This is a genomic window from Microbacterium sp. B35-30 (assembly GCF_010634855.1).
Taxonomy (GTDB): Bacteria; Actinomycetota; Actinomycetes; order Actinomycetales; family Microbacteriaceae; genus Microbacterium.
Genome location: NZ_MWLQ01000026.1, coordinates 75,717 through 97,144, shown reverse-complemented (window position 1 = coordinate 97,144; position 21,428 = coordinate 75,717). Strand labels below are relative to the sequence as shown.

Sequence of the window (21,428 nt, the reverse complement as noted above, 5' to 3'; positions counted from 1 at the left end):
GTCAGCGCAGGAACGCGGCCGGGTCGAACTGCTCGATCGGGATGACGCGCACCCGCGGCAGCGGAGCGTCGAAGGCCTCGGCGTCGTACTCGATGTCGAAGAACTCGAGACCGGGGATGCCGGTGAACTCGGTGCTGCGGAACTCGTGGAACGCGACGACGCCGACGCGCCGCCCGTTCGTGGCGAGCCGCGCAAGATCTTCGGCGAAGTCGCGGTCGTGGCTGACGAGGGCGACGTCGTCGTCACGGTCGGCGAGCGCCCGCAGCGTCCGCTGGATCGCGATGTCGACGATCTTCTCGTCGGCCGGCCCTGAGAGCGGCACCGGCTGGTAGCCGAGCGCGAGGAGCGCCTGCACGAACGGCATCGGCAGGTGGGTGCTCGCGTTGAGGAAGAACAGTCCCTTCGCCGGCCGGCCCCAGCGATCCGAGATGAACGTCAGCAGGCGGTCCCACCGCGGCCGCTCCTCGGGAAGTGGACGCCTGCCCAGGATCGATCCACCGAGGGTGGCGTCGATGTTCTCGCCGTCCACCAGCACCCAGCTGCTGCGCTCCATGCTGTTCTCCTCGATCGGGGTCGCTCCGAACTTAGCAGGGCCCCCGACGCCGGAAGGGCTCACGCGGTGCGCAGGATCTTCGCCATCGCCTTTCCGCGGGCCAGCTCATCGACGAGCTTGTCCATGTAGCGGATCTTCTGCATGAGCGGGTCCTCGATCTCCTCGACCCGCATCCCGCAGATCACGCCGGTGATGAGCGGTGCGTTCGGGTTGAGGTCGGCGTCGGCGAAGAAGTCCTCGAGCGTCGTGTGCTCGGCGATGTGCTGCTGCAGCTCGGCGTCGTCGAAGCCCGTGAGCCACTCGATGACCTGGTCGAGCTCCTGGGTCGTGCGCCCCTTCTTCTCGACCTTCGTCACGTAGAGCGGATAGAGCACGGCGAAGCTCAGCGAGAAGATGCGGTGCATCTCGCCAGGATAATCGCGATGGATGCCGCGGCAGACGCCGCGAGCCGCGCGGATGCAGCGACGGTCCCGGTGGGTAGCCCTCCCACCGGGACCGTCAGCACGCTCGCGGGAGTCTTGAACGGCGACCCGAACGCCGATCCTCGACCGCTTCGTACGGCACTGCATTTTGTTACCCCTTCAGCGTAGGCAGAGCATCCCCCGGCATCTGCCCGTTGACACGAAGCCGTCGGCCTGTTAACGGCGCGGGACGAGGAATCGATGCTGGATCGGACGACTCCCCGCGTGCTCCACGAACGCTGCGGCAGTCAAGGGTCTTCTCGGCGACGGGTCACGTCGGGTGGACTTGCGGCATGCCGAACGCCGCGCGGATATCGGTCGTCATCCCGGTGAAGGACGACGACACCGAGCTCGCACGATGCCTGCGTGCACTGGCGCGCCAGACCGTTCCGGCGGACGAGGTGATCGTCGTCGACAACGGATCGACGGATGCCTCCGCCGACGTCGCCCGCGCCTTCGGCGCCCGCCTGGTCCGTTGCGAGGCACCTGGCATCCCCGCGGCGAGCGCCGCCGGATACGACGCCGCAGAGGGCGACCTCATCCTGCGGCTGGACGCGGACTGCGTGCCCGATGAGTCATGGACGGCGGCGATGGCGGTCGCGTTCGCCGCCCGTCGCGACGTGGCCGCGTTCACCGGGGCCGCCCGCTTCATCGACGGTCCGGCGCTGCTGCGCACACCGCTGGCGACGCTCTACCTCGGCACCTACGCCGCCGTGATGATCCCCACTCTCGGGCATCTCCCGCTGTTCGGCTCGAACATGGGCCTGCGTCGCGCGGCGTGGCTCGGCATCCGTTCGTCCGTGCATCTCGATGCCGAGCTGCACGACGACATGGACCTCGCCTTCCACCTGGGTGAGCGGGGCCGTATCCGGCACCTGTCGGGCGCGCGGATGGGCATCTCCATGCGGCCGTTCGCCCCCGGGCAGGCGTTCGGCCGTCGCGCGGCCCGCGGACTGCGCACGGTACTGGTGCACTTCCCGCACGACTTCCCGCCGGTGCGCTGGACGCGGCGGCTGCTGCGCGGGGTGCGACGCCGGGTGGCCGGCCGCCGCTACGACACCCGGCCGTCCCCCGGCCTCGACACGCGCAGCCACCGATAGCCGTACGCCGGCACTTCCAGCTGCACGCCTCCGCGCTCATCGAGCGGGATGCGGTCCGAGCCCAGCAGATCGACGAGCCGCGTGCCCTCAGGCTCGTCCTGCAAGGCGAAGCTCGTCGCCGCGGGCACGTCGGTGAAGTTGTGGATGGCGATCATCCGCCCGACGTCCGCGCGGAGCGAGTGCACCAGCAGCGAATCGACAGGCTGCTCCAGCACCTCGAACGCCCCCCACCCGAGCTCGGGTGAGATCCGGTATCGCGAGATCAGATCGCGGAAGAAGTGCAGCAGCGACTCGCGGTCCTCGATCTGATCCGCGGCGTTGACGTGCTGCGGTGCATAGCCGTCGCCCGGCGGTCGGGCGATCAGCCGCGACGGTGCGGCCTGCGAGAAGCCGCCGTTCTTCTCCGCGGTCCACTGCATCGGCGTGCGCACCGCGCTGCGCCCGGGGATGTCGATGTTCTCCCCCATGCCGAGTTCCTCGCCGTAGAACATGACCGGTGTGCCAGGCAGCGTGAACATGAGGCTGTAGGCCATGCGGATGCGTCGCGGGTCACCCAGCATCGGGGGCAGCCTGCGGGTGATGCCGCGGCCGAACACGCGCTGCCGCTCGTCCGGCGCGAAGGCGTCGAACACCTCTTCCCGCTCGGCGTCGGTCAGCTTGTCGAGCGTCAGCTCATCGTGGTTGCGCAGGAAGTTCGCCCACTGCACCTCGTCGGGAAGCTGCGGCCGCGAGGTCAGCGCCTTGATGAGCGGAGCCGGATCCTGCCGCGCGAGCGAGAGGTAGAACGCCTGCATGCCGACGAAGTCGAACTGCATCGACAGCTCGCTCGCGTCGCCCCCGCCGAAGTAGGCGACCTGCTGGTCGTACGGCAGGTTCACCTCCCCCAGCAGGATCGCCTCGCTCGAGCGGCGCTGCAGGAAGCGCCGGAAGTCCCGAAGCAGCTCGTGCGGGTCGGGGATCTGCGCCCCGGGCGGCATCTCGAGGAAGAACGGCACGGCGTCGACGCGGAAGCCCGACACCCCCAGCTGCAGCCAGAAGCCGATCACCCGGGCGAGCTCATCGCGCACCATGGGGTTCGCGATGTTGAGGTCGGGCTGGTGCTCGTAGAAGCTGTGCTGGTACCACTGCCCGGAGGCATCGTCCTTCGTCCAGATGCCGTCGGCCTCGCCGGGGAAGACGGTGTTCTTCTGGCCCTTGGGCGGCGGATCGTCGCGCCAGATGTAGAAGTCGCGGTACGGCGAGTTCACGCTGCGCTTCGCCTTCTGGAACCACGGATGCCGGTCGGAGGTGTGGTTGACGACCAGATCCACGATCACCCGCATGCCGCGGTCGTGGGCGGTGCGGATGACCTCCACGAAGTCGCCGTGACTGCCCAGCCGCGGATCCACGCCATAGAAGTCGGTGATGTCGTACCCGTCGTCGCGATCGGGCGTCGGATAGAACGGCATCAGCCACAGGCACGTCACCCCCAGCTGCGCGAGGTAGTCGATCCGCTGCGCCAGACCCTGCAGGTCGCCCGTGCCGTCGCCGTCGGAGTCGAGGTAGGTCTCGACGTCGAGGCAGTAGACGATGGCGCTCTTCCACCAGAGGTCGCTCGTGTCGGTGATCTTCATCGCTTCCCCCTCGGGTGGGGCAGGATGCCGTATCCCGCGGCATCCGGGATCGCATGAGAGTCCGTGGAATCCATGCCGCGAGTCTGCCGGTCCGCTCGCGTCCCGGGCAGGCCCTTGAGATCCGCTGCGGTGTTGGATACAGGCGCGGGCGGATCCCGCACGGCTAGAGTCGTCCCCCGTGTCCACCGTCGCTGAATCCGCCGATCGCTACCGCATCGAGCCCACCGTGCTGCAGGCGCTGCGCCGCCCCCGGCTGCTCACGCGGGAGGTGCTCGCCGGACTCGTGGTGGCACTCGCCCTCATCCCCGAGGCGATCGCGTTCTCGGTGGTCGCCGGCGTCGATCCGCGGGTCGGGCTGTTCTCGTCGTTCGCGCTCTCGGCCGTCATCGCGTTCACCGGCGGGCGCCCCGCGATGATCACCGCCGCCGCGGGAGCGGTCGCGCTCGTCATCGCCCCGGTCGCGCGCGAGCACGGCTCCGACTACCTCATCGTGCGATCGTGCTCGCAGGGGTGATCCAGGTGCTGTTCGCCGTGCTCGGCGTCGCGCGGCTCATGCGCTTCATCCCGCGCAGCGTGATGGTCGGGTTCGTGAACGCCCTGGCGATCCTGATCTTCCTGTCGCAAATGCCGCAGCTGATCGACGTGCCGTGGGCGGTGTACGTGCTGGTGGCCGTGGGGCTCGGCATCCTGTTCGTCTGGCCGCGGATCACGCGCGCCGTCCCTGCACCGCTCATCGCGATCGTGCTGCTGACCGCCGCCGTCGTCGTGTTCGGACTCTCGGCCGTTCCGAACGTCGCCGACCAGGGCGAGCTGCCGCGCAGCCTTCCCGAACTGCTCATCCCCGAGGTGCCCCTGACGTGGGAGACCCTTCAGATCGTCGCGCCGTACGCCTTCGCCGCAGCGCTCGTCGGCCTCCTCGAATCGCTGATGACCGCGAAGCTCGTGGACGACATCACCGACACCCGTTCCCGCAAGACGCGCGAGGCGTGGGGGCTCGGCGTCGCCAACATCGCGTCGGCCTTCTTCGGCGGCACCGGCGGCTGCGCGATGATCGGCCAGACGATGATCAACGTGAAGACCTCGGGCGGCCGCACCCGCATCTCGACGTTCCTGGCGGGCGTGTGGGTGCTGATCCTCGTGGTCGCTCTCGGCGACATCGTCGGCCTCATCCCGATGGCGGCGCTCGTCGCCGTGATGATCCTGGTGTCGGTCTCGACGTTCGACTGGCACAGCATCCGGCCGGCGACGCTGAGACGGATGCCGCTGAGCGAGACCTTCGTGATGCTCGTGACTGTCGTCGCCACCGTCTGGACACACAACCTCGCCATCGGCGTGGTGCTGGGGGTGCTCGCCGCGATGGTGCTGTTCGCCCGCAGGGTCGCACACTTCACCACCGTGAGCCGGACGGTCGACGGCGACACCGCGCGGTACCGGGTCGACGGCGAGCTCTTCTTCGCCTCGAGCAACGACCTCACGACGCAGTTCGAGTACGCCGCCGATCCCGCTCATGTCGTCATCGACCTGTCGCACACGCACGTCTGGGATGCCTCGACCGTCGCCGCGCTCGACGCCATCGTCACGAAGTACGAGCAGCGCGGCACCACCGTCGTGCTCGAGGGCATGAGCGACGCCGCGGCGTCGTTCCACGGGCGGCTGAGCGGTGGCCTCGGGTCGGCCTGAGCGCTGGGTGCCCACAGACCCGCCGCGACGCAAGCCCCTCCCGCCTCGCTCCGCGATCTGCCTACGGTGAGGGATGCACCGACGAGACAGGACGGTCGACCCGGGGCCTGCCATGCCGCTCGTCGGCCCCGTCGAGCCGCCCTTCCTGCACGTCATGACGTTCAACATCCGGCGCCGGATGACGGGCCACGGGTGGCGCCGGGCGGATCGCTGGCGGCATCGCGCGCCGGCGGTTCGGGCCCTGCTCGAGTCGGAGCAGCCGGCGATCCTCGGCGTGCAGGAGGCGATGCCGGACCAGGCCGCAGCCGTGCTGGCCGCGCTGGGCACGCGCTACCGGTTCGTCGGCCGGGGTCACGGCCCGCGCGGGGCCGGCGAGGGCTGCCCGGTGTTCTTCGACACCCACCGGCTCGAGCTCCTGGACTGGGAGCAGAGCGCGCTCTCGGATCACCCGCACGCCGCCGGCTCCCGCTCGTGGGGCAACCTCATCCCCCGCGTCGTGGTGACGGCGCGCTTCCGCGACCGTCGCACGGGAGCCGCGCTCACTGCGCTCAATACGCACCTGGACCCCTTCTCCCCTCGCTCGCGCATGCGCTCGGTCGACGTGCTCCGGGCGCTGGTGGGCCGGGGCCCCAGCATCCTGACCGGCGATCTGAACGCGGGTGAGACGTCGCGCACCCTGCGAGCGCTGCTCGACGACGGCGGACTCAAGGATGCGTGGACCGCCGCGGCGCGCCGGGTGACGGCATCCGTCGGCACTTTCGCCAGCTACCGTCCGCCGCGCCCGACGCGCCCTCGCATCGACTGGATCGTCGTCACGCCGGACGTGCAGGTGGAGCGCGCCGGCATCAACACCTTCCGGCATCGCGGCGTATGGCCCTCGGACCATCTTCCGGTCCAGGCCGTCGTGAGCGTCCCGGTGCGGCGGGACACCGCGTGAAGGCGCGCTTCCTCAGGCCGCCGCAGGGCGCCGCCGAGTGGGTGGCCGACGCGGTGCGGCTACTCGGGCCGCTGAGCGTCGTCGCGGCCCTCGTCTGGTGGAGCCCGGCCGACGCCGGCATCGTGGCTCTGACGCTGCTGGCGCTGGTCGTTCCCCGGTTCGTCGGGGTGCGCCCGGCGTTCGACGTCGTCTTCTGCCTCACCGTGCTCGTCGCGGCCTGGAGCAACGTGCTCGGCCTCTACGAGACAGTGCCGGGATGGGACCTGGTCGTGCACTTCGTCTGCACCGGCGTACTGGCCGCCATGGCCTACATCCTGCTGGCGAGGCTGGCGATCGTGCCGACGCCCCTCGCACCGACCACCCGCCCCGTGACGCCGATCGTGCTGGTCACCAGCATCGGCCTGGCGCTGAGCGCCGTCTGGGAGATGGCGGAGTGGGTCGGCAAGACGTTCGTCGACCCCGGCATCTTCGTGACCTACCGGGACTCGATCGGCGATATGGCCGCGGGCGGGCTCGGCGGCCTCGTCGCCGGTCTCGTCGTCGCGCGGGTCAGGCTGGTGGAGCAGGAGTGAGCTCCATGAGCCCGACGAACTCGAAGCTGGCTCACAGGTTCGCGGGACCAAAAGCGGTGCGGCATCCGTTCTTCCTCTATGACGCCGCAGCCAGCGACGTCATCCGAGGAGGAATCGTGAGCAACGACTACCGCAAGACTTCCGAGGCGCTCAGCCGCCTCACCGCCACCCAGTACCACGTCACGCAGGAGGACGGCACCGAGCCTCCCTTCCGCAACGAGTACTGGAACAACCACGAGCCCGGCATCTACGTCGACGTCGTCTCGGGCCAGCCGCTCTTCTCGTCGACCGACAAGTACGACAGCGGAACCGGATGGCCGAGCTTCACCAAGCCGATCGAGCCGGATGCCGTCGCGACCAAGAAGGACTGGAAGCTGCTCCTGCCTCGCACCGAGGTGCGCTCGTCGGGCGCCGGCAGCCATCTCGGTCACGTCTTCCCCGACGGCCCACGGCAGGCCGGCGGCCTGAGATACTGCATGAACTCGGCCGCACTGCGCTTCGTGCCCGCCTCGTCGCTCGACGACGAGGGCTACGGCGCCTACCGACACCTCTTCACCACCCAGAACCAGGAGCACGCATCATGACCAGCGGTCCCTTCGACACCGGCGAGATCACCCGCACCCCCGGCACCGAGACGGCAGTCCTCGCCGGCGGCTGTTTCTGGGGCGTGGAAGACCTCATCCGCCGCCAGCCCGGCGTTCTCGACACCCGCGTCGGCTACACCGGCGGCGAGAACGCGCACGCGACGTACCGCAAGCACCCCGGGCACGCCGAGGCGGTGGAGATCGTCTTCGACCCCACCAAGACGACGTACCGCGACATCCTCGCGTTCTTCTTCCAGATCCACGACCCGTCGACGCTGAACCGCCAGGGCAACGACATCGGCTCGAGCTACCGCTCGGCGATCTTCCCGCTCTCCCCCGAGCAGGACCAGGTCGCCCGCGAGACCATCGCCGACGTCGACGCGTCGGGGCTGTGGCCGGGCAATGCCGTCACCACGATCGAGTCCGCGGGCCCGTTCTGGGAGGCCGAGCCCGAGCACCAGGACTACCTGCTGCGCATCCCCAACGGCTACACGTGCCACTTCCCGCGTGCCGGCTGGGTGCTGCCCAAGCGCGCTGACGCCACCGCGTGACGACAGGCCCGGTCGGTGACCGGGCACCGCAGGCACGAGACGACGGATGCCGCGACCCGACGGGTCGCGGCATCCGTGTATCTGCGCCTTGCGCCGCCTCCTCATCTCAGCATCGCCACGTGTGCGCGGCGCAAGGAGAGGAGCGATCGTGGCCGAAGCAGCGCAAGCCCCACTGCGGACAGGGTGGATCGGCGACACATCCTGGTCGACGTGGTCGGCGATCCAGCTGGCCCGCATTCCGAACCGCGCCAGATCCCGAGCGGCCGAGCGTGAACGCCGGGCGCTCCAGAAACCCCCGATCGGCCTGCTGCGCAGCGACGACGCCGAATTCCGCGCCGCGGCTCGCAAGGTCGCCACCTATGCGCCTCGACAGTTCGGTCGTCTGAACGAGGTGCTCCTGCGCGGGCAGTTCGTGCTGCGCGGCGACGACATCGCGACGCTGGACGAGCTCGTCCGCGAAGCGGTCCGGATCGCGGCACAGGGCTTCGCACGCCCGGGATCGCCGGCGGCCGACATCGCGGCGCTCGAGGCCCGACTCGATTACGCGGAGGACTTCCTGAAACGCCGCGAGGGCGAGCTCGCGCGGCGGAGGTACGCGCGGGGCCTGCTCGGCGGCGTGATCCTGACCTTCCTCGTTCTGGGGCTGATCGGCGGCGGCGGTGCGGCCGTCATCACGCTCTGGCGAGGGGGCCCGATTCCCACGGAACAGGCCGACGCGCTGCGCGACGTGCTGGTCGCGGTGGGGGCGGGCGCCGCCGGAGCCTGCGTGAGCGTGCTGCTGCGCATGCACAAACTCGGCGATCTCCCGATCGAGGTCGCCGCCGGCGGGGCCGCGCGATACCGCATCTTCCTCGGGTGGTTCTTCGCCGCGGCGGTCGTGTTCCTGCTCAAGAGCGGGATCCTGGCCGCAACGGTGTTCACCATCCCCGAGGGTCGGGTGGAGAGCTGGTTCTTCTGGGGTTCGGTCGGATTCCTCGCGGGCTTCAACGAACGCTGGGCGACCAACCTCATCTCCCGCAGTCCCCGCGACGGCTCGGAGACGGCACCGCGCGCCGCAACGCCCCCTGGAGCAGGCACGGCCCCGGCCGCCGGCGCCGCCGATGGGCGTGCGAAGTAGGCCGTGGCGGAGCGCGTCTCGTCCGGCCCGCCGGTTCCGGTACCGACAGGTGCGCACTGCACAGACAGCCGTGCTAACCTGGAACGCCCGATCGGGCTGTTTTGTCGACATCCTCTGCCATCAACGAGGAATGCAGAGCTTCCGACGCCCACCGCCGCGTGCGGTTTCACTCCCATCGATTTCCGTGCCCCTCTCCTCCTCGCGAAGGCGCACCTTCTGAAAGTTCCCTTGACTTCCGTCACTTCCACCGCAGCACCAGCACATCCCGTGCTCGCCTGGCACCAGGCCGACCCCGACGTCTTCGTCGCGACGGCCGCCGGCGAGTATGCAGGATTCGTCGCTGTCGGCTCCCACGGCTTCGAGGCGCAGAGCGCCCTCGGGTCGCCGCTCGGCGTGCACTCCACGCACCCGCAGGCGTCCGCGGCGGTCGCCGCGTCGTTCGCCTCGCACACCGTCGCACCCGCGCATCACGCGCGCCTCACACGTCCACTGCGCGCTCGCGCGAGTGGCACCCGCGGCCGTTCACACGGCCCACGAAAAAGAAGGAAAGACACGATGGCCACTGGCACCGTGAAATGGTTCAACTCGGAGAAGGGCTACGGCTTCATCGCTCCCGACGACGGTTCGGCCGACCTGTTCGCGCACTTCAGCGCGATCACCGGCGAGGGCTTCAAGGAGCTCCGCGAGGACCAGAAGGTCGAATTCGACGCCGAGCGTGGCCCCAAGGGCATGCAGGCAGCGAACATCCGGCCGCTTTGATCTGTCGTCAGCCGGGGCCGATCTCTTCGGCCCCGGCTGACTGCCGACAGTCATCCGGCCGCGTCGACCGGCTACGCCGGTTCGACCGGCTGGCGCAGAATCGTCCGCAGTCGCTCCGGTGAGGTGCGCCGCGGATCCGCCAGGTAGATCTCGTGGTGGAGCCCCCGCATGCGCAGGCCCGCTTCGGGGATGAATCGGCGGTGCATCTCGTCGAGCACGGGCGCCTCGTCGTCGTACGAGCCGACGTGAAGCGTCTGGACGCACGTCCCCTCGGTCAGCTCCGCCATGCGCAGCTGTTCCAGAGCCGGTGACGCAGCCTTCGCCGCCGCCGCCTGCCGTGCCCGCTCGAAGTGCGACATGTCGATCCACCCCGGCACCAGGCTCATCATGGTCCAGCTCCAGCGCGACTTGTCGCGCTCCGTCGTGAACGTCGCCAAGTCGTCCGACCACCAGAGCCCCTCGAGCGGCATCACGACGTAGTCCTGGCTGAGCTCGGCCTTGCTCAGGAACTTCAGCTTGTACGCGACGGTGAACACGGCTCCGACCGCATCGCCGTACTCGTCCGAGGTGTTCGGGTCGCCGTGGCCGTCGATCATGAGGTAGCGCATCGGCGGCACGTCGAGAATCTCGAACGACCCTCGCGGTGCCGTGTACGCGTCGATCGATTTCTTCAGGTCGACCTTCGTCACGCCGGTCCGATCTGCGCTGACCCGCCGCTCGAGGACTCGGACTTACGCCCGCCGGCCTCGAGCACGTCGCCCGCCGGCAGCTCCTGGTGGCCGCCGAACTGCAGTCGCATCGCCGAGAGCACCTGATTGGCGAACTGGTCCTCGTCCCTCGACGCGAACCGTTCGAACAGCGATGCGGCGAGCACCGGAGCCGGCACCCCGGTGTCGACCGCGGCCTTGACCGTCCAGCGACCCTCGCCCGAGTCCGACACGCGCCCCGCGAGGCCCTCGAGGGTCGGATTTCCCTGGAGCGCCGCCGCGGTCAGGTCGAGCAGCCACGACGAGATCACGGATCCTCGCCGCCACAGCTCGGCGACCTTCGGCGTGTCGATCGTGAACTGATAGAACTCCGGTTCCTCCAGCGGCGCCACCTCGGCCGAATGCTCGGCCTCCTGCACTCCGGCATCCGCGTGCTCGAGGATGTTCAGTCCTTCCGCGAGCGCCGCCATCACGCCGTACTCGATGCCGTTGTGGACCATCTTGACGAAGTGGCCGGCGCCGGATGGCCCGCAATGGAGGTAGCCGAGCTCTTCGGGAGCGAAGTCTCCCGCGCGGCCGGGTGTGCGCCCCGCCTCGCCGCTGCCGGGCGCGATGGTCCGGAGGATCGGCTCGATGCGCTGGAACGCCTCGTCGGGGCCGCCCACCATCAGGCAGTACCCCCGCTCCAGCCCGAAGACGCCCCCGCTCGTGCCGACGTCGACGTAGTGGACGCCGCTGCCCTTCAGAGCCGCCGCGCGCCGCACATCGTCGCGGTAGTTCGAGTTGCCGCCGTCGATGATGATGTCGCCGGGCTCGAGCAGTGCCGCGACCTCGTCGACGACCTTCCCGGTCAGTCCCGCCGGGATCATCAGCCAGATCGCACGCGGTGCCTCGAGCTGCGCCACCAGTTCGGCCAGACTGCCCGATCCCACGGCGCCCTCCGCCGCCAGGCGGCTGACGACGTCCGCGCTCACGTCGTACACGACGCACTCGTGGCCGTCCCGCATCAGACGCCGGACGATGTTGCCGCCCATCCGGCCCAGGCCCACCATTCCCAGCTGCATCGCCGCTCCTCCACTCGTCCGTCCAGCCCAGAGGCTCGATCATCCGTTCTCGCAGTCTAGAGAGCAGCGGCGCGGACCGGCCGATGCCCACGACCGCCCCCTCTCCGGGACGGATGCCGCCACCGCGGTCCCGGCCATCCCCGGATCCGCACCGGCGCCCGCCGCTCGCCCGGGATGCGGTCAGGGGGTCGGCGAACCGCCGGTCACCGCGAGCGTCTCACCGGCGACATAGCTGGATTCCGCGGACGCGAGGAACACATATGCCGGGGCGAGCTCGGCGGGCTGGCCCGCGCGACCCAGCGGCGTCTGCTCTCCGAAGCTCTCGATCTTCTCCTGCGGCTGTCCGTCAGTCACCTGCAGCGGGGTCCAGATCGGTCCGGGTGCGACCGCGTTCACGCGGATCCCCTTCGGCGCGAGCTGCTGCGCGAGTGCCTTGGTGAACGCGTTGATCGTCGCCTTCGTCGACGCGTAGTCGACGAGGATCTCGGACGGCTTGTAGGCCTGAATTGATGTCGTGTTGATGATGGTCGAGCCGGGCTTCAGGTGCGGAAGGGCCGCCTTGGTGATCCAGAACATCGCGTAGACGTTCGTCTTGAAGGTGTCGTCGAACTGCTGATCGTCGAGCGTCGCCAGATCCTCGTTGAAGACCTGCTTGCCGCCGTTGTTCACCAGGATGTCGAGCCCGCCGAGCCCATCGACGGCGCGCGCGACGAGGTCGCGGCAATAGCCGGGGTTGCGCAGGTCGCCCGGCAGCGTGAGCGCTGTGACGCCGGCGTCCTGGATGAGCCCGGCGATGCGCTGGGCGTCCTTCTCCTCCTCCGGCAGGTACGACATCGCCACGTCGGCCCCCTCGCGGGCGAAGGCGATCGCCGTCGCGGCGCCGATGCCCGAGTCGGCGCCGGTGATGAGCGCCTTGCGGCCGGCGAGTCGTCCGGAGCCGCGATAGGTGTCCTCGCCGAGATCGGCCTTCGGCTCCAGCTCGGCGTCGAGTCCCGGCTCCGGCTGATGCTGCTTCTTCGGATCGAAGGCGGCGTACATCTCAGCGGGGTTGGTGAACGTGTACTGGTCGCGTCTGTCGGTAGCCATGCCGTCACGGTAGGCGGAAGGTGCGGTGCGCGCTTCGGGGTTGCGCGCACGGCACGGACCGGTTACGACCAGCTGTCACCCCCGACCGGCGTCGTCACCGTGCGGTTCCTCCCCGCGGAGGACGAGGCTGTGGCGTGTCCTCCGCGCCGATCATGAGGGCAGTGGTCAGCCGTACGGTCCCTGGCGGCCGGAGAAGCCCGCGAACAGGGCGTGCAGCAGCGGCAGCAGTGACGCGACCATCAGCACGGTGCCGATCGTGAGGTCCTCCGCACGCAGCACCGAACCGCTGATCAGCAGACCGGCGAAGAGCACGGCAGAGACGACGCGGCGGACCATGCGCTCGAGGCGCTTCAGCCACCGGTCGAGCTTCGGCACGTCGGCGACGAGCCGACCGTCCTCGATGCGCGTCACCATGTCGTCGAGCCGCCGCGGCAGGCGAGCCACGACGCCCGCCATCGACGCCGCCTCCTCTACGACTGCTCGGCCCACGTTGCCCCGCTCGTCCCGGAGCAGGCGATCGGCATACGGCTCCACGGCATCCCAGACGTTGAATGCCGGGTCGAGCGAGCTGCACATCCCGCTCGTGAGGGAGACCGCCCGGATGATCAGCAGGAAGTTCTCGGGCAGCTGGAACGGCAGCGACCGCACGACGTCGCCGAACTCCTTCGCGAAATCGCGGAACTCTCGCGGATCGACCTTCTGCAGCTCGGCGAAGCCCATGCCGCCGAACCGGGCGAACAGCGTGGTCATGGCCCGCTCGAGCTCGATGGTGTCAGCAGACGGGAGCAGCACACCGACCGCTCGGATGCTGTCGATCATCTGCCGGCTGTTGCGCGAGGCCACCGCGATCATGAGCCGCTGCAGGCTGTGCCGCAGCGTGTCGGGCACCTCGCCCATCATGCCGAAGTCGATGAACGTGAGGGTCCAGGGATGCCGGGTGTCGCCGGCCGCGCGCGTCACCGGGGTCACGAAGATGTTGCCCGGATGCGGGTCGGCGTGGAAGAAGCCCCGGAGGAAGAGCTGATCGAACATCACGTTGGCGAACTCGACCGCGACGGCGGCCGGGTCGATTCCGGCCGCCCGCAGCCCCTCGACGTCGTTGATCTTGATCGCGGTGACGTCCTGGAGCGTCAGCACGCGACGGGTGGTGCGCTCCCAGGCGATCTCGGGGGCTGCGACGCGCGGGTCACCGGCGACGTCGGCGGCGAACCGCTCCGCGTTCTGGGCCTCGTGGAGGTAGTCGATCTCCTCGCGGCTGGTGTGCGCGAACTCCTCGACGAGCTGCGGCAGGTCGACGTGGTCGCGCACGACCTTGACCCGGCTGAGCCAGCCGGCCACGCGCCGGAGGGCGGCGAGGTCGACGTCGACGATCGCCTCGATCCCCGGCCGCTGCACCTTGACGACGACGTCCGCGAACCCGGTCTCCGCGGCGTCTGCCGATGTCAACCGGGCACGGTGCGCTTGGCCGAGGGATGCCGCGGCCACCGGTGTCTCATCGACCCACTCGAACGCGCGGCTCAGTGGCACACCCAGCTCCGCCTCCGCGAGCTCGCGGATCGCGGGGAAGGCGACCGGCGGCACCTCGTCCTGCAGGCCCTCGAGCTCCTTCGTGATCTCGGGCGGCAGGACGTCGAGGCGCGATGACAGGAACTGGCCCACCTTGATCATGAGCCCGCCGTACTGGACCGCCAGCGCGTGGAAGCGGCGCGCGATGGTGCGCAGCCGCCGGGTGCGTCCGCGGGCGGCGAGCGCGCCGAGCCCGAACCGCGGCAGGAACAGTTCGTACCACCACGCCTGGACCATATAGCGCCCGGCGAACCGCAGGATCCGGCGATAGCGGGCGCGCGGGTTCCCGACGTCGGCCATCGAAGCTCCTAGGCGGTGCGGATCAGGTCATCAGCCGTGCCCGCGATCCCGGTCGCCCGGAATACCGTGCGCCAATAGGCGCGCGGGTCGTGGTGCCGTGCCGGCACCCGGCCTGCCCCTCAGTCCTGAGCGAGGATCGAGTAGAGCTTACGCCGCGCCTCGTCCAGCACCTCGACCGCCTGCGCCACCTGTTCGGGCGTACCCCCGCGTCCGACCTGAGCGGCCGCCTGCGCGAGCTTCGCGCCCGCCTTGGGGAGGGCGCTGGTGCGCCCCGTGTCGCGGGAGCCGAAGGACTCCCAGGGCGCGGACTGTCCGTCGGCGGCCGCCGCCTCGGCGCGGCCGGCCTCCGTGAGCGAGTACGTCTTCTTGCCGTTCGCCTCCTCCGCCGCCACGAGGCCCTCGTCGGCGAGGAGCTGCAGGGTCGGATAAACCGACCCCGGGCTGGGCTTCCACGCGCCGTCGCTGCGTGCCTCGATCTCCTGGATGATCTGGTAGCCGTGCATGGGCTTCTCAGCGAGGATCGCGAGCACCGCGGCCCGCACATCGCCGCGCCCGACGCGCGGCGAGAACCCGCGCTCGAAGGCATCCTTCAACTGGTCCATGGCATCCCACAGACTGCCGGGCAGACCGGAGCCCTGACCACTTGGACGGGAACCGAATCCGGGGAACGAACCGCTCATGACGACCTCCTGAACGAGTGTGTGCCGATATGCCGACGATACCTAGCGATATATCGCTCGACAAGGGAGCCGGCTGGGTGTTCGCTGTGCAGATCGCGGTGACGGATGCCCCGCACCGACGGGGACGGGAGCGTCACCACCCCATGGAGCCGTGGTCCCCCTTGAACGGCCCGACGATCTCCGGGGTGATCCACCCGCCGTAGAACCGCCCAGGTTGCGGCCGGACCTCGATGCCGTCGATCGTGCAGAGGTCCATCTCACGGGGGTACACCGCGACCCGGCCTTCGAGGGACTCGAAACCCTCGGCGGGATGCGGATACGCCCACGCCGCGCGCGGTCGCAGCCGATCCCCGCCGCGCACGTCGAAGTACCGGGCGCTGCCCTTGAACTCGCAGTACGACGACCCCTCGCCCGGCGTCAGCGCCTCCGGGGCGAACGCGGAGATCGGCAGGTAGTAGACCGGCGGATGACTCGTCTCCAGCACGCGGACGACGTCGTCGGTGTCGACGATCACCTCACCGCCCAGGCGGATCACGGCACGTCGAGCCACGTGTTCGACGCGCGGCGGACGCGGGTAGTCCCAGACGGACTCCTGACCGGGGCCGACCGGCGATGGCTCAGGCCTCATATGCCACCTCCTTGAGGAGCAGCGGTTGGGAGGGCAAGGCTACCCCGCGCGACCACCACCCACCTGCGGGAGACCCTGTCAAGGCCCCGCCGGGAACGCCGCGGGTTCCGTAGCGTGCCCACCGACGCGAAAGGAATCGACATGCTCCGCGCACTCGCACTGAACTGCACCCTGAAGCCCTCGCCGGATGCCTCGAGCGGCGAACTGCTCGCCCAGCAGGTACTCGACGCGCTCGCCGAGCACGACGTCGCCGGCGAACAGGTCCGGGTGGTCGACCTCGACATCCGGCCGGGAGTGGAAGCCGACATGGGCGACGGAGATCAGTGGCCGCAGATCCGCGAGAAGGTGCTGGCCAGCGACATCCTGGTCTTCGCCACGCCGACGTGGATGGGACACCTCTCGAGCGTCGCGCAGCGCGTGCTCGAGCGCCTCGACGCCGAGCTGTCGGAGACGGACGACGAGGGGCGCGCGATCCTCGCCGGCAAGGTCGCGGTGACGGTGGTCGTCGGCAATGAGGACGGCGCTCACGCCATCACGGCCGATCTCTACCAGGCGCTCGGCGACGTCGGCTTCACCATCCCCTCGCAGGGCGGGGTCTACTGGAACGGCGAGGCGATGCAGACCACCGACTACAAGGACCTGCCCGAGACGCCTGAGAAGGTCGCGTCGACCACGGCGACCCTCGCCCGCAACGCCGCTCATCTCGCGAAGCTCCTCCAGGAGCGCCCGTACCCCGCGCCGCCGCAGGGATGAGACCGGAACGACGGATGCCGCGACCCGGGCGGAGAACCCGGGCCGCGGCATCCGTCGCCTCACTTGGCCGCGGATCTGATCAGCGACAGCACCTTCAGAGGCTGACTGATCATCGGCACGTGGGAGCTCTTGACCTCGACGACCTTCGCACCCGCGCGCTCCGCCATCGCCCGCTCCGCCTCCGGCGGGATGATGCGGTCCTGCGTGGCGACCATGTACCAGCTCGGGATCGTCTTCCACGCGGGTTCGCCGGACGGCGTGACCAGCGAGGCGAACGCACCCGGACGCTGGGTGGCCGCCATGTTCTGCGCGACGACGAGCGGCAGATCCTGTGCGAACAGCTCGGGGAAGGCGGCCGGGTCGATGTAGGCGTCGGCATCGCCCTCGGACGCTCCCGGGAAGGGCCGCACCACCAGATGATCGGTGACATCGGTGTGACCACCGCCGAGCCCGTTCGCCTGGGCGACCGACTCGCCGGCGTCGAGGGCGTAGGCGGCGATGTACACGAGGGACTTCACGTTCGGGTTGCCGGTGGCGGCGTTCGTGATCAGCGCACCGCCGTAGGAATGGCCGACGAGGACGATCGGTCCCTCGATCGTGCTCAGGAACTGCCGCAGGTACTCGCTGTCGTAGGTCAATCCTCGCAGCGGGTTCGAGAAGGCGATCACGGGATAGCCCTCCGCCTGCAGGGCGGTGCCGACGATCGACCATCCGCTCGAGTCGGCGAACGCGCCGTGGACCAGCACGATCGTCGGCTTGGGAGTGGAGGGCCGTGCGGTGTCGGCCGGCTCGGCGGTGGCCGGCAGCGCCGCCCCGCCGATCAGGAGGGCGAGCGTGGTCGCTGCCGCGGCGGCGAGCGCCACGCGACGCGTGTGTCGGAACATGGATTCTTCCTTCCGGATTCGTGTAGCAATGCCGTGGTGCCGATCACCACAGGTCGAGGAGGGCGACGGCTCACTCGCCGATGAAGGCGAGCAGATCCGCGTGGAGGCGCTCTCGCGCCGTATCGGGCAGGCCGTGTGCGCCGCCGGCGTACACCACGAGCCGCGCATCCGGGATCAACTGGGCCGACAGCCGGCCGCTGATCTCGAACGGCACGATCTGGTCGTCGTCGCCATGGATCACGAGGACGGGCACGTCGATCGCTGCAAGATCTTTCCGGAAGTCCGTCGCGGAGAACGCCGCGATGCATTCGTGGGCGTTGTGGGTGCCCGAGGCGAGCCCCTGGGACCAGAACGCGTCGCGGGTGCCCTGCGCGATGGCGCCGGAACGGTTGTGACCGAAGAACGGGCCATCGGCCAGGTCGCGGTAGAGCTGGGATCGATTCGCCACCTCACCGGCTCGGATCCCGTCGAAGACATCGAGGGGGAGCCCGCCGGGATTGTCATCGGCGTGCACCATGAGCGGCGGCACGGCAGAGACGAGCACCATCCTCGCCACCCGTGCGGATCCGTGCCGAGCGACGTACCGCACGACCTCGCCCCCACCCGTCGAGTGTCCGACCAGAGTCAGCCCTGAGAGATCGAGCCGATCGACGAGACACGCGAGGTCGTCGGCGTAGGTGTCCATGTCGTTGCCGTTCCAGCTGCGGGTCGACCGGCCGTGGCCGCGGCGATCGTGCGCCACGACGCGGTGACCGCGCTCGGCGAGGAACCGCGCCGAGGCCTCCCACGCGTCAGAGTTGAGCGGCCAGCCGTGGCTCAGCAGCACGGGCGCCCCGTCGCCCCAGTCGATGTAGAAGATCTGCGTGCCGTCTTCCGTGGTGAGGTAAGGCATGGCCGGCTCCCTTCGGTGCTGCCATGGTCCGGCGCGGGAGCGCTCCCGCGCATCACGTGCGCACGTAGTCGCCACCGCCGTCGAGAGCTCTGGCACCACGCGCCAGGGACATCCGTCCCGGCGATGCTCAGCGGGGTGGGAAGTGGTCGGTGAGCTGACGTCGCGACGAGACGCCGAGCTTCCGGAAGACCTTGCGCAGGTGATAGTCCACGGTGTTGGAGCTGATGAACAGCGCAGAGCCGATGTCGGCGTTGGTAGCTCCGCGCGCGGCGAGCCGCGCCACCTCGGCCTCCTGCGGCGTGAGCTGCCCCATGGGTAGCGCGGGCTCGCTGATCTGCTCGCCGGCGGCGGTCAGCTCGCGACGCGCACGCTCGGCGAAGCCTGTCGCGCCGACGTCCAGGAACGCTTCGCGGGCGGCATGCAGCGGGACCCGCGCGTCGCTGCGCCGTCGCATGCGGCGCAGCCATTCGCCGTAGACGAGGCGGCTGCGGGCGGCGTCGCCTCGATGGCTCGGAGTGTCGAGCAGCCCGATGGACGCGAGGTAGAGGGCCTCGGCGTCGCCGTCGCCGGCGAGAAGGGCATCGCATCGTGCGGCGAGGCCGCGTGCCCACGGCGACCCAGACGCGGCGGCGTACCTCCGCATGCTGGCCGCCGCCGTATGCGCCGCGGCAACGTTGCCGCTGCGCACGGCGGCCTCGACGAGTTCGGGAATGTGATGGAAGCTCGCCTGCAGAAAGGGATGCTCCACCAGGTGCGACAGGCGCTCGAACGCCGAGGCATAGTCCCCTTCAGCGATCTCGACGATGCCGAGTGCGCCGACAGCCATCCGCGCGACACCGCCGTAGCCGAGCGCGCCCATGCCGTCGATGATCTGCTCCACGGTGGCCCGCGGCGCGCCCTGCCATGCCAGCTGCGCAGCGTTGACGGTCTGCTCGTCGACATAGCCGAGGGCGCGCCGAAGCTCCTCCGCCTGCGCGAGATACTCACTCGCCCGAGCCGGATTCATGCGCGACAGCTCCACCGCGCTCAGCACCCACAGCGCACCGTCCACCTCTCGCAACGCCCCGCGCTCACGCCCCAGGCGCACGGTGCGTGAGAGCAGACGGGATGCCGCGTCGCAGTCCCACGTCGCGATGCAGGGAGCGACGGTGTAGAAGCTGAAGTCCAACAGCACATCGTCGTCGAGGCCCTCGAGCATCGCCACCGCCTCGCGCAGCGACGGCAGCGCCTCGACGTAGTCGTCGAGCGCGAACGAGGCGATGGCCCGCAGCGCGATCGCGTACACGCTGCCGTCGCCCTCCGCAGCAGAACGCATGCGCACCGCGAGCTCTTCGACGCGGGCGCCGACAGCACGGTCCTCGACGGACATCGCCGAATTCAAGGCGAGAAGGAGCGTCTTCTGCTCGAGGGCGCTGGCCCGGCCGCGGAACTCGTCGGCGGCCGCCATCAGCACCGCCGGTGTGTCTCGCATCGAGGTCGGGTCGGCCAGATAGATGGTGCAGATCGCCTCGACCACCAGCATCCGACCGCGTCCGATGGGGTCCAGAAAGGCCGGTTCGACGCGTTCCAGCAGCTGGCGCGAGAGCACGCCGGCGCCCGCCGCGATCGCGGCCTCGGCAGCGCCGACGAGCCACTCGCTCTGCAGCCGCGGCGAAGGGGCCAGCTCTGCAGCCCGCGCGAGCAGCAGTGCGCGGGATTTCGTACCCCCTCGTGCGCCGGCGAGGTCGGCGACCACGGCGAGCTCCTCGGCGACGGCGGCATCAGTGCCGGCGCAGGCCGCCGCGGCATGCCACGCCGCGAGCTCGCGGTGGCCGCGCCCGGCCGTCTGGTCGCGCAGCGCGGCGTGCGCCCTTCGCCGGTCGGCGTCGGGCATGCCGCCGTACACCGCGGATCGCACGAGCGGATGCCGGAACCTGACCCGCTCACGCACCTCGACCAGCCGCAGCCTCTCGGCCTCGGTCGCCGCATCGTCGGCGAGCCCCAGTGCGCTCGCTGCCCCCCGCACGACGCCCGCATCGCCGGTCGACTCGGCCGCAGCCAGCAGCAGCCACATCCGCGTCGCCGGGGAGAGCGTCGCGACCTGCGCCGAATAGTGATCCTCAAGGCGTGGACCGAGCGGAGCCGGTGCGCGGCCGATCGCGATCGACGTGAGCTCATGCGCCGAGAGCTGCTCGCCGAGGTCCCGCAGTGCCAGTGGATTGCCCGCCGTGTAGCTCACGATCTCGGCGACGACCGCAGGATCGATCTTGGCGCGCACTGATGCCCGGAGCACCGTCGCCGCTGTGTCGGCGTCCAGTCCTGACAACCGCAGGCGCGGCACCCCGGCGAGTGCGCGGTCGACGCCGTCGTCCTCCCGCGAGACGAATACGAGCGCCACCGCCTCTGCGGAGAGGCGCCGGGCGACGACCCCCAGCACCTCGAGCGATTCCGCGTCCAGATGGTGCGCGTCGTCGACGACGCAGATGGTGGTGGTGTCGTCCCCCGCCCGCGCGAGCACCGACAGCACGGCGAGGCCCACCAGCGCACGTTCCGGCGGGGGGCCCTCGGCCAGGCCGGCGGCCACGCGCAGTGCGCTCTGCTGCGTCGGCGGGATGTCATCGACGTAACCGGCGAGCGGTCGCCCCAGGCGCTGCATCGCGCCGTATGCGAGGGTCGACTCGACCTCGTAGCCGGTGATGCGAGGCACCCGCACATCGGCGAGGTCGCGGATCACCTCCTCGATCAGTGTCGTCTTGCCCACACCCGGGTCGCCCTGCACGAGCACCGCGCTGCTCACCCCGTTGCGCGCGTGCGTGATGAGCGCGCGGAGGGTGTGCAACTCCTCGGCCCGCCCCAGCACCCGATCGGAAGTCGTGATGTCCCTCACCGTAGCGGTCGAGGATCGAGTGACGAAGCACTTTCCGGCGCCGCAGCATCCATCTCTCCGCCGGTACCGACTGCT

The 21,428-nt window shown here is 70.0% G+C and carries 20 protein-coding genes and 1 pseudogene; 9 read left to right on the top strand and 12 right to left on the bottom strand.

Going from position 1 to position 21,428, the window contains the following annotated elements; all coding sequences use genetic code 11:
• Position 1 precedes the first annotated feature (1 nt).
• Positions 2-553: an NYN domain-containing protein gene (locus tag B2K11_RS14650; RefSeq protein ID WP_163619181.1), complete on the bottom strand. Its 552-nt coding sequence runs from the start codon at positions 551-553 to the stop codon at positions 2-4.
• Positions 554-612: 59 nt separating this feature from the next.
• On the bottom strand, positions 613-957 hold the full coding sequence (locus B2K11_RS14645) for a DUF2200 domain-containing protein (protein ID WP_163619179.1): 345 nt from the start codon (positions 955-957) through the stop codon (positions 613-615).
• 350 nt (positions 958-1,307) lie between these two features.
• Between B2K11_RS14645 and B2K11_RS14640 the strand changes: the two genes are divergently transcribed.
• Entirely contained in the window at positions 1,308-2,114 is an 807-nt protein-coding gene (locus tag B2K11_RS14640; RefSeq protein WP_163619177.1) for a glycosyltransferase family 2 protein, read from the top strand.
• Here B2K11_RS14640 and B2K11_RS14635 read toward each other — a convergent pair.
• Complete coding sequence (locus B2K11_RS14635; RefSeq protein WP_163619175.1) at positions 2,066-3,727, bottom strand: alpha-amylase family protein; 1,662 nt, start codon at positions 3,725-3,727, stop codon at positions 2,066-2,068. The two genes, B2K11_RS14640 and B2K11_RS14635, sit on opposite strands and share 49 nt — an antisense overlap.
• Positions 3,728-3,905: 178 nt before the next feature.
• Here B2K11_RS14635 and B2K11_RS20785 point away from each other — a divergent pair.
• The 7 genes and pseudogenes from B2K11_RS20785 to B2K11_RS14600 all read left to right on the top strand — a co-directional run bounded on the left by B2K11_RS20785 (position 3,906) and on the right by B2K11_RS14600 (position 9,927).
• A pseudogene (locus tag B2K11_RS20785) lies at positions 3,906-5,407 on the top strand (SulP family inorganic anion transporter).
• A 73-nt stretch (positions 5,408-5,480) separates the two neighbouring features.
• A complete protein-coding gene (locus B2K11_RS14625) occupies positions 5,481-6,344 on the top strand; it encodes an endonuclease/exonuclease/phosphatase family protein (RefSeq protein ID WP_239526080.1) in 864 nt (287 codons plus the stop codon).
• Positions 6,341-6,916, top strand: a complete 576-nt coding sequence (locus tag B2K11_RS14620; RefSeq protein ID WP_163619173.1) for a hypothetical protein — start codon at positions 6,341-6,343, stop codon at positions 6,914-6,916. Before B2K11_RS14625 ends, B2K11_RS14620 begins: the two co-directional genes overlap by 4 nt.
• A 116-nt stretch (positions 6,917-7,032) precedes the next feature.
• Positions 7,033-7,500: a peptide-methionine (R)-S-oxide reductase MsrB gene (gene msrB, locus B2K11_RS14615; RefSeq protein ID WP_163619335.1), complete on the top strand. Its 468-nt coding sequence runs from the start codon at positions 7,033-7,035 to the stop codon at positions 7,498-7,500.
• The gene (gene msrA, locus B2K11_RS14610; protein WP_163619171.1) at positions 7,497-8,051 is read left to right on the top strand and encodes a peptide-methionine (S)-S-oxide reductase MsrA; all 555 of its coding nucleotides are present in this window, start codon (positions 7,497-7,499) and stop codon (positions 8,049-8,051) included. The genes msrB and msrA overlap by 4 nt, the downstream gene beginning before the upstream one ends.
• Positions 8,052-8,199: 148 nt before the next feature.
• Complete coding sequence (locus B2K11_RS14605) at positions 8,200-9,168, top strand: hypothetical protein (RefSeq protein ID WP_163619169.1); 969 nt, start codon at positions 8,200-8,202, stop codon at positions 9,166-9,168.
• A gap of 555 nt (positions 9,169-9,723) precedes the next feature.
• Entirely contained in the window at positions 9,724-9,927 is a 204-nt protein-coding gene (locus tag B2K11_RS14600; RefSeq protein ID WP_026059428.1) for a cold-shock protein, read from the top strand.
• A gap of 71 nt (positions 9,928-9,998) precedes the next feature.
• Here B2K11_RS14600 and B2K11_RS14595 read toward each other — a convergent pair whose 3' ends face one another.
• From B2K11_RS14595 to B2K11_RS14570, 6 genes are all read right to left on the bottom strand, one after another.
• A complete protein-coding gene (locus B2K11_RS14595; RefSeq protein ID WP_239526078.1) occupies positions 9,999-10,616 on the bottom strand; it encodes a GyrI-like domain-containing protein in 618 nt (205 codons plus the stop codon).
• Complete coding sequence (gene gnd / locus B2K11_RS14590; protein ID WP_163619167.1) at positions 10,613-11,698, bottom strand: phosphogluconate dehydrogenase (NAD(+)-dependent, decarboxylating); 1,086 nt, start codon at positions 11,696-11,698, stop codon at positions 10,613-10,615. Before gnd ends, B2K11_RS14595 begins: the two co-directional genes overlap by 4 nt.
• Before the next feature lie 180 nt (positions 11,699-11,878).
• Positions 11,879-12,736, bottom strand: a complete 858-nt coding sequence (locus tag B2K11_RS14585) for an SDR family oxidoreductase (RefSeq protein WP_163619331.1) — start codon at positions 12,734-12,736, stop codon at positions 11,879-11,881.
• Positions 12,737-12,949: 213 nt separating this feature from the next.
• Positions 12,950-14,650, bottom strand: a complete 1,701-nt coding sequence (locus tag B2K11_RS14580) for an AarF/UbiB family protein (RefSeq protein ID WP_163619166.1) — start codon at positions 14,648-14,650, stop codon at positions 12,950-12,952.
• A gap of 119 nt (positions 14,651-14,769) precedes the next feature.
• On the bottom strand, positions 14,770-15,330 hold the full coding sequence (locus tag B2K11_RS14575; RefSeq protein WP_163619164.1) for a PadR family transcriptional regulator: 561 nt from the start codon (positions 15,328-15,330) through the stop codon (positions 14,770-14,772).
• Positions 15,331-15,463: 133 nt separating this feature from the next.
• Positions 15,464-15,958: a DUF427 domain-containing protein gene (locus B2K11_RS14570; RefSeq protein ID WP_163619162.1), complete on the bottom strand. Its 495-nt coding sequence runs from the start codon at positions 15,956-15,958 to the stop codon at positions 15,464-15,466.
• Positions 15,959-16,099: 141 nt separating this feature from the next.
• On the opposite strand from B2K11_RS14570, the gene B2K11_RS14565 reads away from it, so the two are divergent.
• A complete protein-coding gene (locus tag B2K11_RS14565) occupies positions 16,100-16,711 on the top strand; it encodes an NAD(P)H-dependent oxidoreductase (protein ID WP_163619160.1) in 612 nt (203 codons plus the stop codon).
• Between the two features lie 59 nt (positions 16,712-16,770).
• On the opposite strand, the gene B2K11_RS14560 is transcribed toward B2K11_RS14565, so the two are convergent.
• From B2K11_RS14560 to B2K11_RS14550, 3 genes are all read right to left on the bottom strand, one after another.
• Positions 16,771-17,595 (bottom strand): alpha/beta hydrolase, encoded by an 825-nt coding sequence (locus tag B2K11_RS14560; protein WP_163619158.1) that lies wholly within the window; start codon positions 17,593-17,595, stop codon positions 16,771-16,773.
• A 70-nt stretch (positions 17,596-17,665) separates the two neighbouring features.
• On the bottom strand, positions 17,666-18,487 hold the full coding sequence (locus B2K11_RS14555; protein WP_163619156.1) for an alpha/beta hydrolase: 822 nt from the start codon (positions 18,485-18,487) through the stop codon (positions 17,666-17,668).
• 127 nt (positions 18,488-18,614) lie between these two features.
• A complete protein-coding gene (locus B2K11_RS14550; protein ID WP_163619155.1) occupies positions 18,615-21,353 on the bottom strand; it encodes a LuxR family transcriptional regulator in 2,739 nt (912 codons plus the stop codon).
• Between the last annotated feature and the right edge of the window lie 75 nt (positions 21,354-21,428).

What these genes read in the sequence shown, in the direction of transcription:
- B2K11_RS14650 (WP_163619181.1), bottom strand. Translation starts at nt 553, where the DNA reads ATGGAGCGCAGCAGCTGGGTGCTGGTGGACGGCGAGAACATCGACGCC.
- B2K11_RS14645 (WP_163619179.1), bottom strand. Translation starts at nt 957, where the DNA reads ATGCACCGCATCTTCTCGCTGAGCTTCGCCGTGCTCTATCCGCTCTAC.
- B2K11_RS14640 (WP_163619177.1), top strand. Translation starts at nt 1,308, where the DNA reads ATGCCGAACGCCGCGCGGATATCGGTCGTCATCCCGGTGAAGGACGAC.
- B2K11_RS14635 (WP_163619175.1), bottom strand. Translation starts at nt 3,727, where the DNA reads ATGAAGATCACCGACACGAGCGACCTCTGGTGGAAGAGCGCCATCGTC.
- B2K11_RS14625 (WP_239526080.1), top strand. Translation starts at nt 5,481, where the DNA reads ATGCACCGACGAGACAGGACGGTCGACCCGGGGCCTGCCATGCCGCTC.
- msrA (WP_163619171.1), top strand. Translation starts at nt 7,497, where the DNA reads ATGACCAGCGGTCCCTTCGACACCGGCGAGATCACCCGCACCCCCGGC.
- B2K11_RS14600 (WP_026059428.1), top strand. Translation starts at nt 9,724, where the DNA reads ATGGCCACTGGCACCGTGAAATGGTTCAACTCGGAGAAGGGCTACGGC.
- gnd (WP_163619167.1), bottom strand. Translation starts at nt 11,698, where the DNA reads ATGCAGCTGGGAATGGTGGGCCTGGGCCGGATGGGCGGCAACATCGTC.
- B2K11_RS14585 (WP_163619331.1), bottom strand. Translation starts at nt 12,736, where the DNA reads ATGTACGCCGCCTTCGATCCGAAGAAGCAGCATCAGCCGGAGCCGGGA.
- B2K11_RS14580 (WP_163619166.1), bottom strand. Translation starts at nt 14,650, where the DNA reads ATGGCCGACGTCGGGAACCCGCGCGCCCGCTATCGCCGGATCCTGCGG.
- B2K11_RS14575 (WP_163619164.1), bottom strand. Translation starts at nt 15,330, where the DNA reads ATGAGCGGTTCGTTCCCCGGATTCGGTTCCCGTCCAAGTGGTCAGGGC.
- B2K11_RS14570 (WP_163619162.1), bottom strand. Translation starts at nt 15,958, where the DNA reads ATGAGGCCTGAGCCATCGCCGGTCGGCCCCGGTCAGGAGTCCGTCTGG.
- B2K11_RS14565 (WP_163619160.1), top strand. Translation starts at nt 16,100, where the DNA reads ATGCTCCGCGCACTCGCACTGAACTGCACCCTGAAGCCCTCGCCGGAT.
- B2K11_RS14560 (WP_163619158.1), bottom strand. Translation starts at nt 17,595, where the DNA reads ATGTTCCGACACACGCGTCGCGTGGCGCTCGCCGCCGCGGCAGCGACC.
- B2K11_RS14555 (WP_163619156.1), bottom strand. Translation starts at nt 18,487, where the DNA reads ATGCCTTACCTCACCACGGAAGACGGCACGCAGATCTTCTACATCGAC.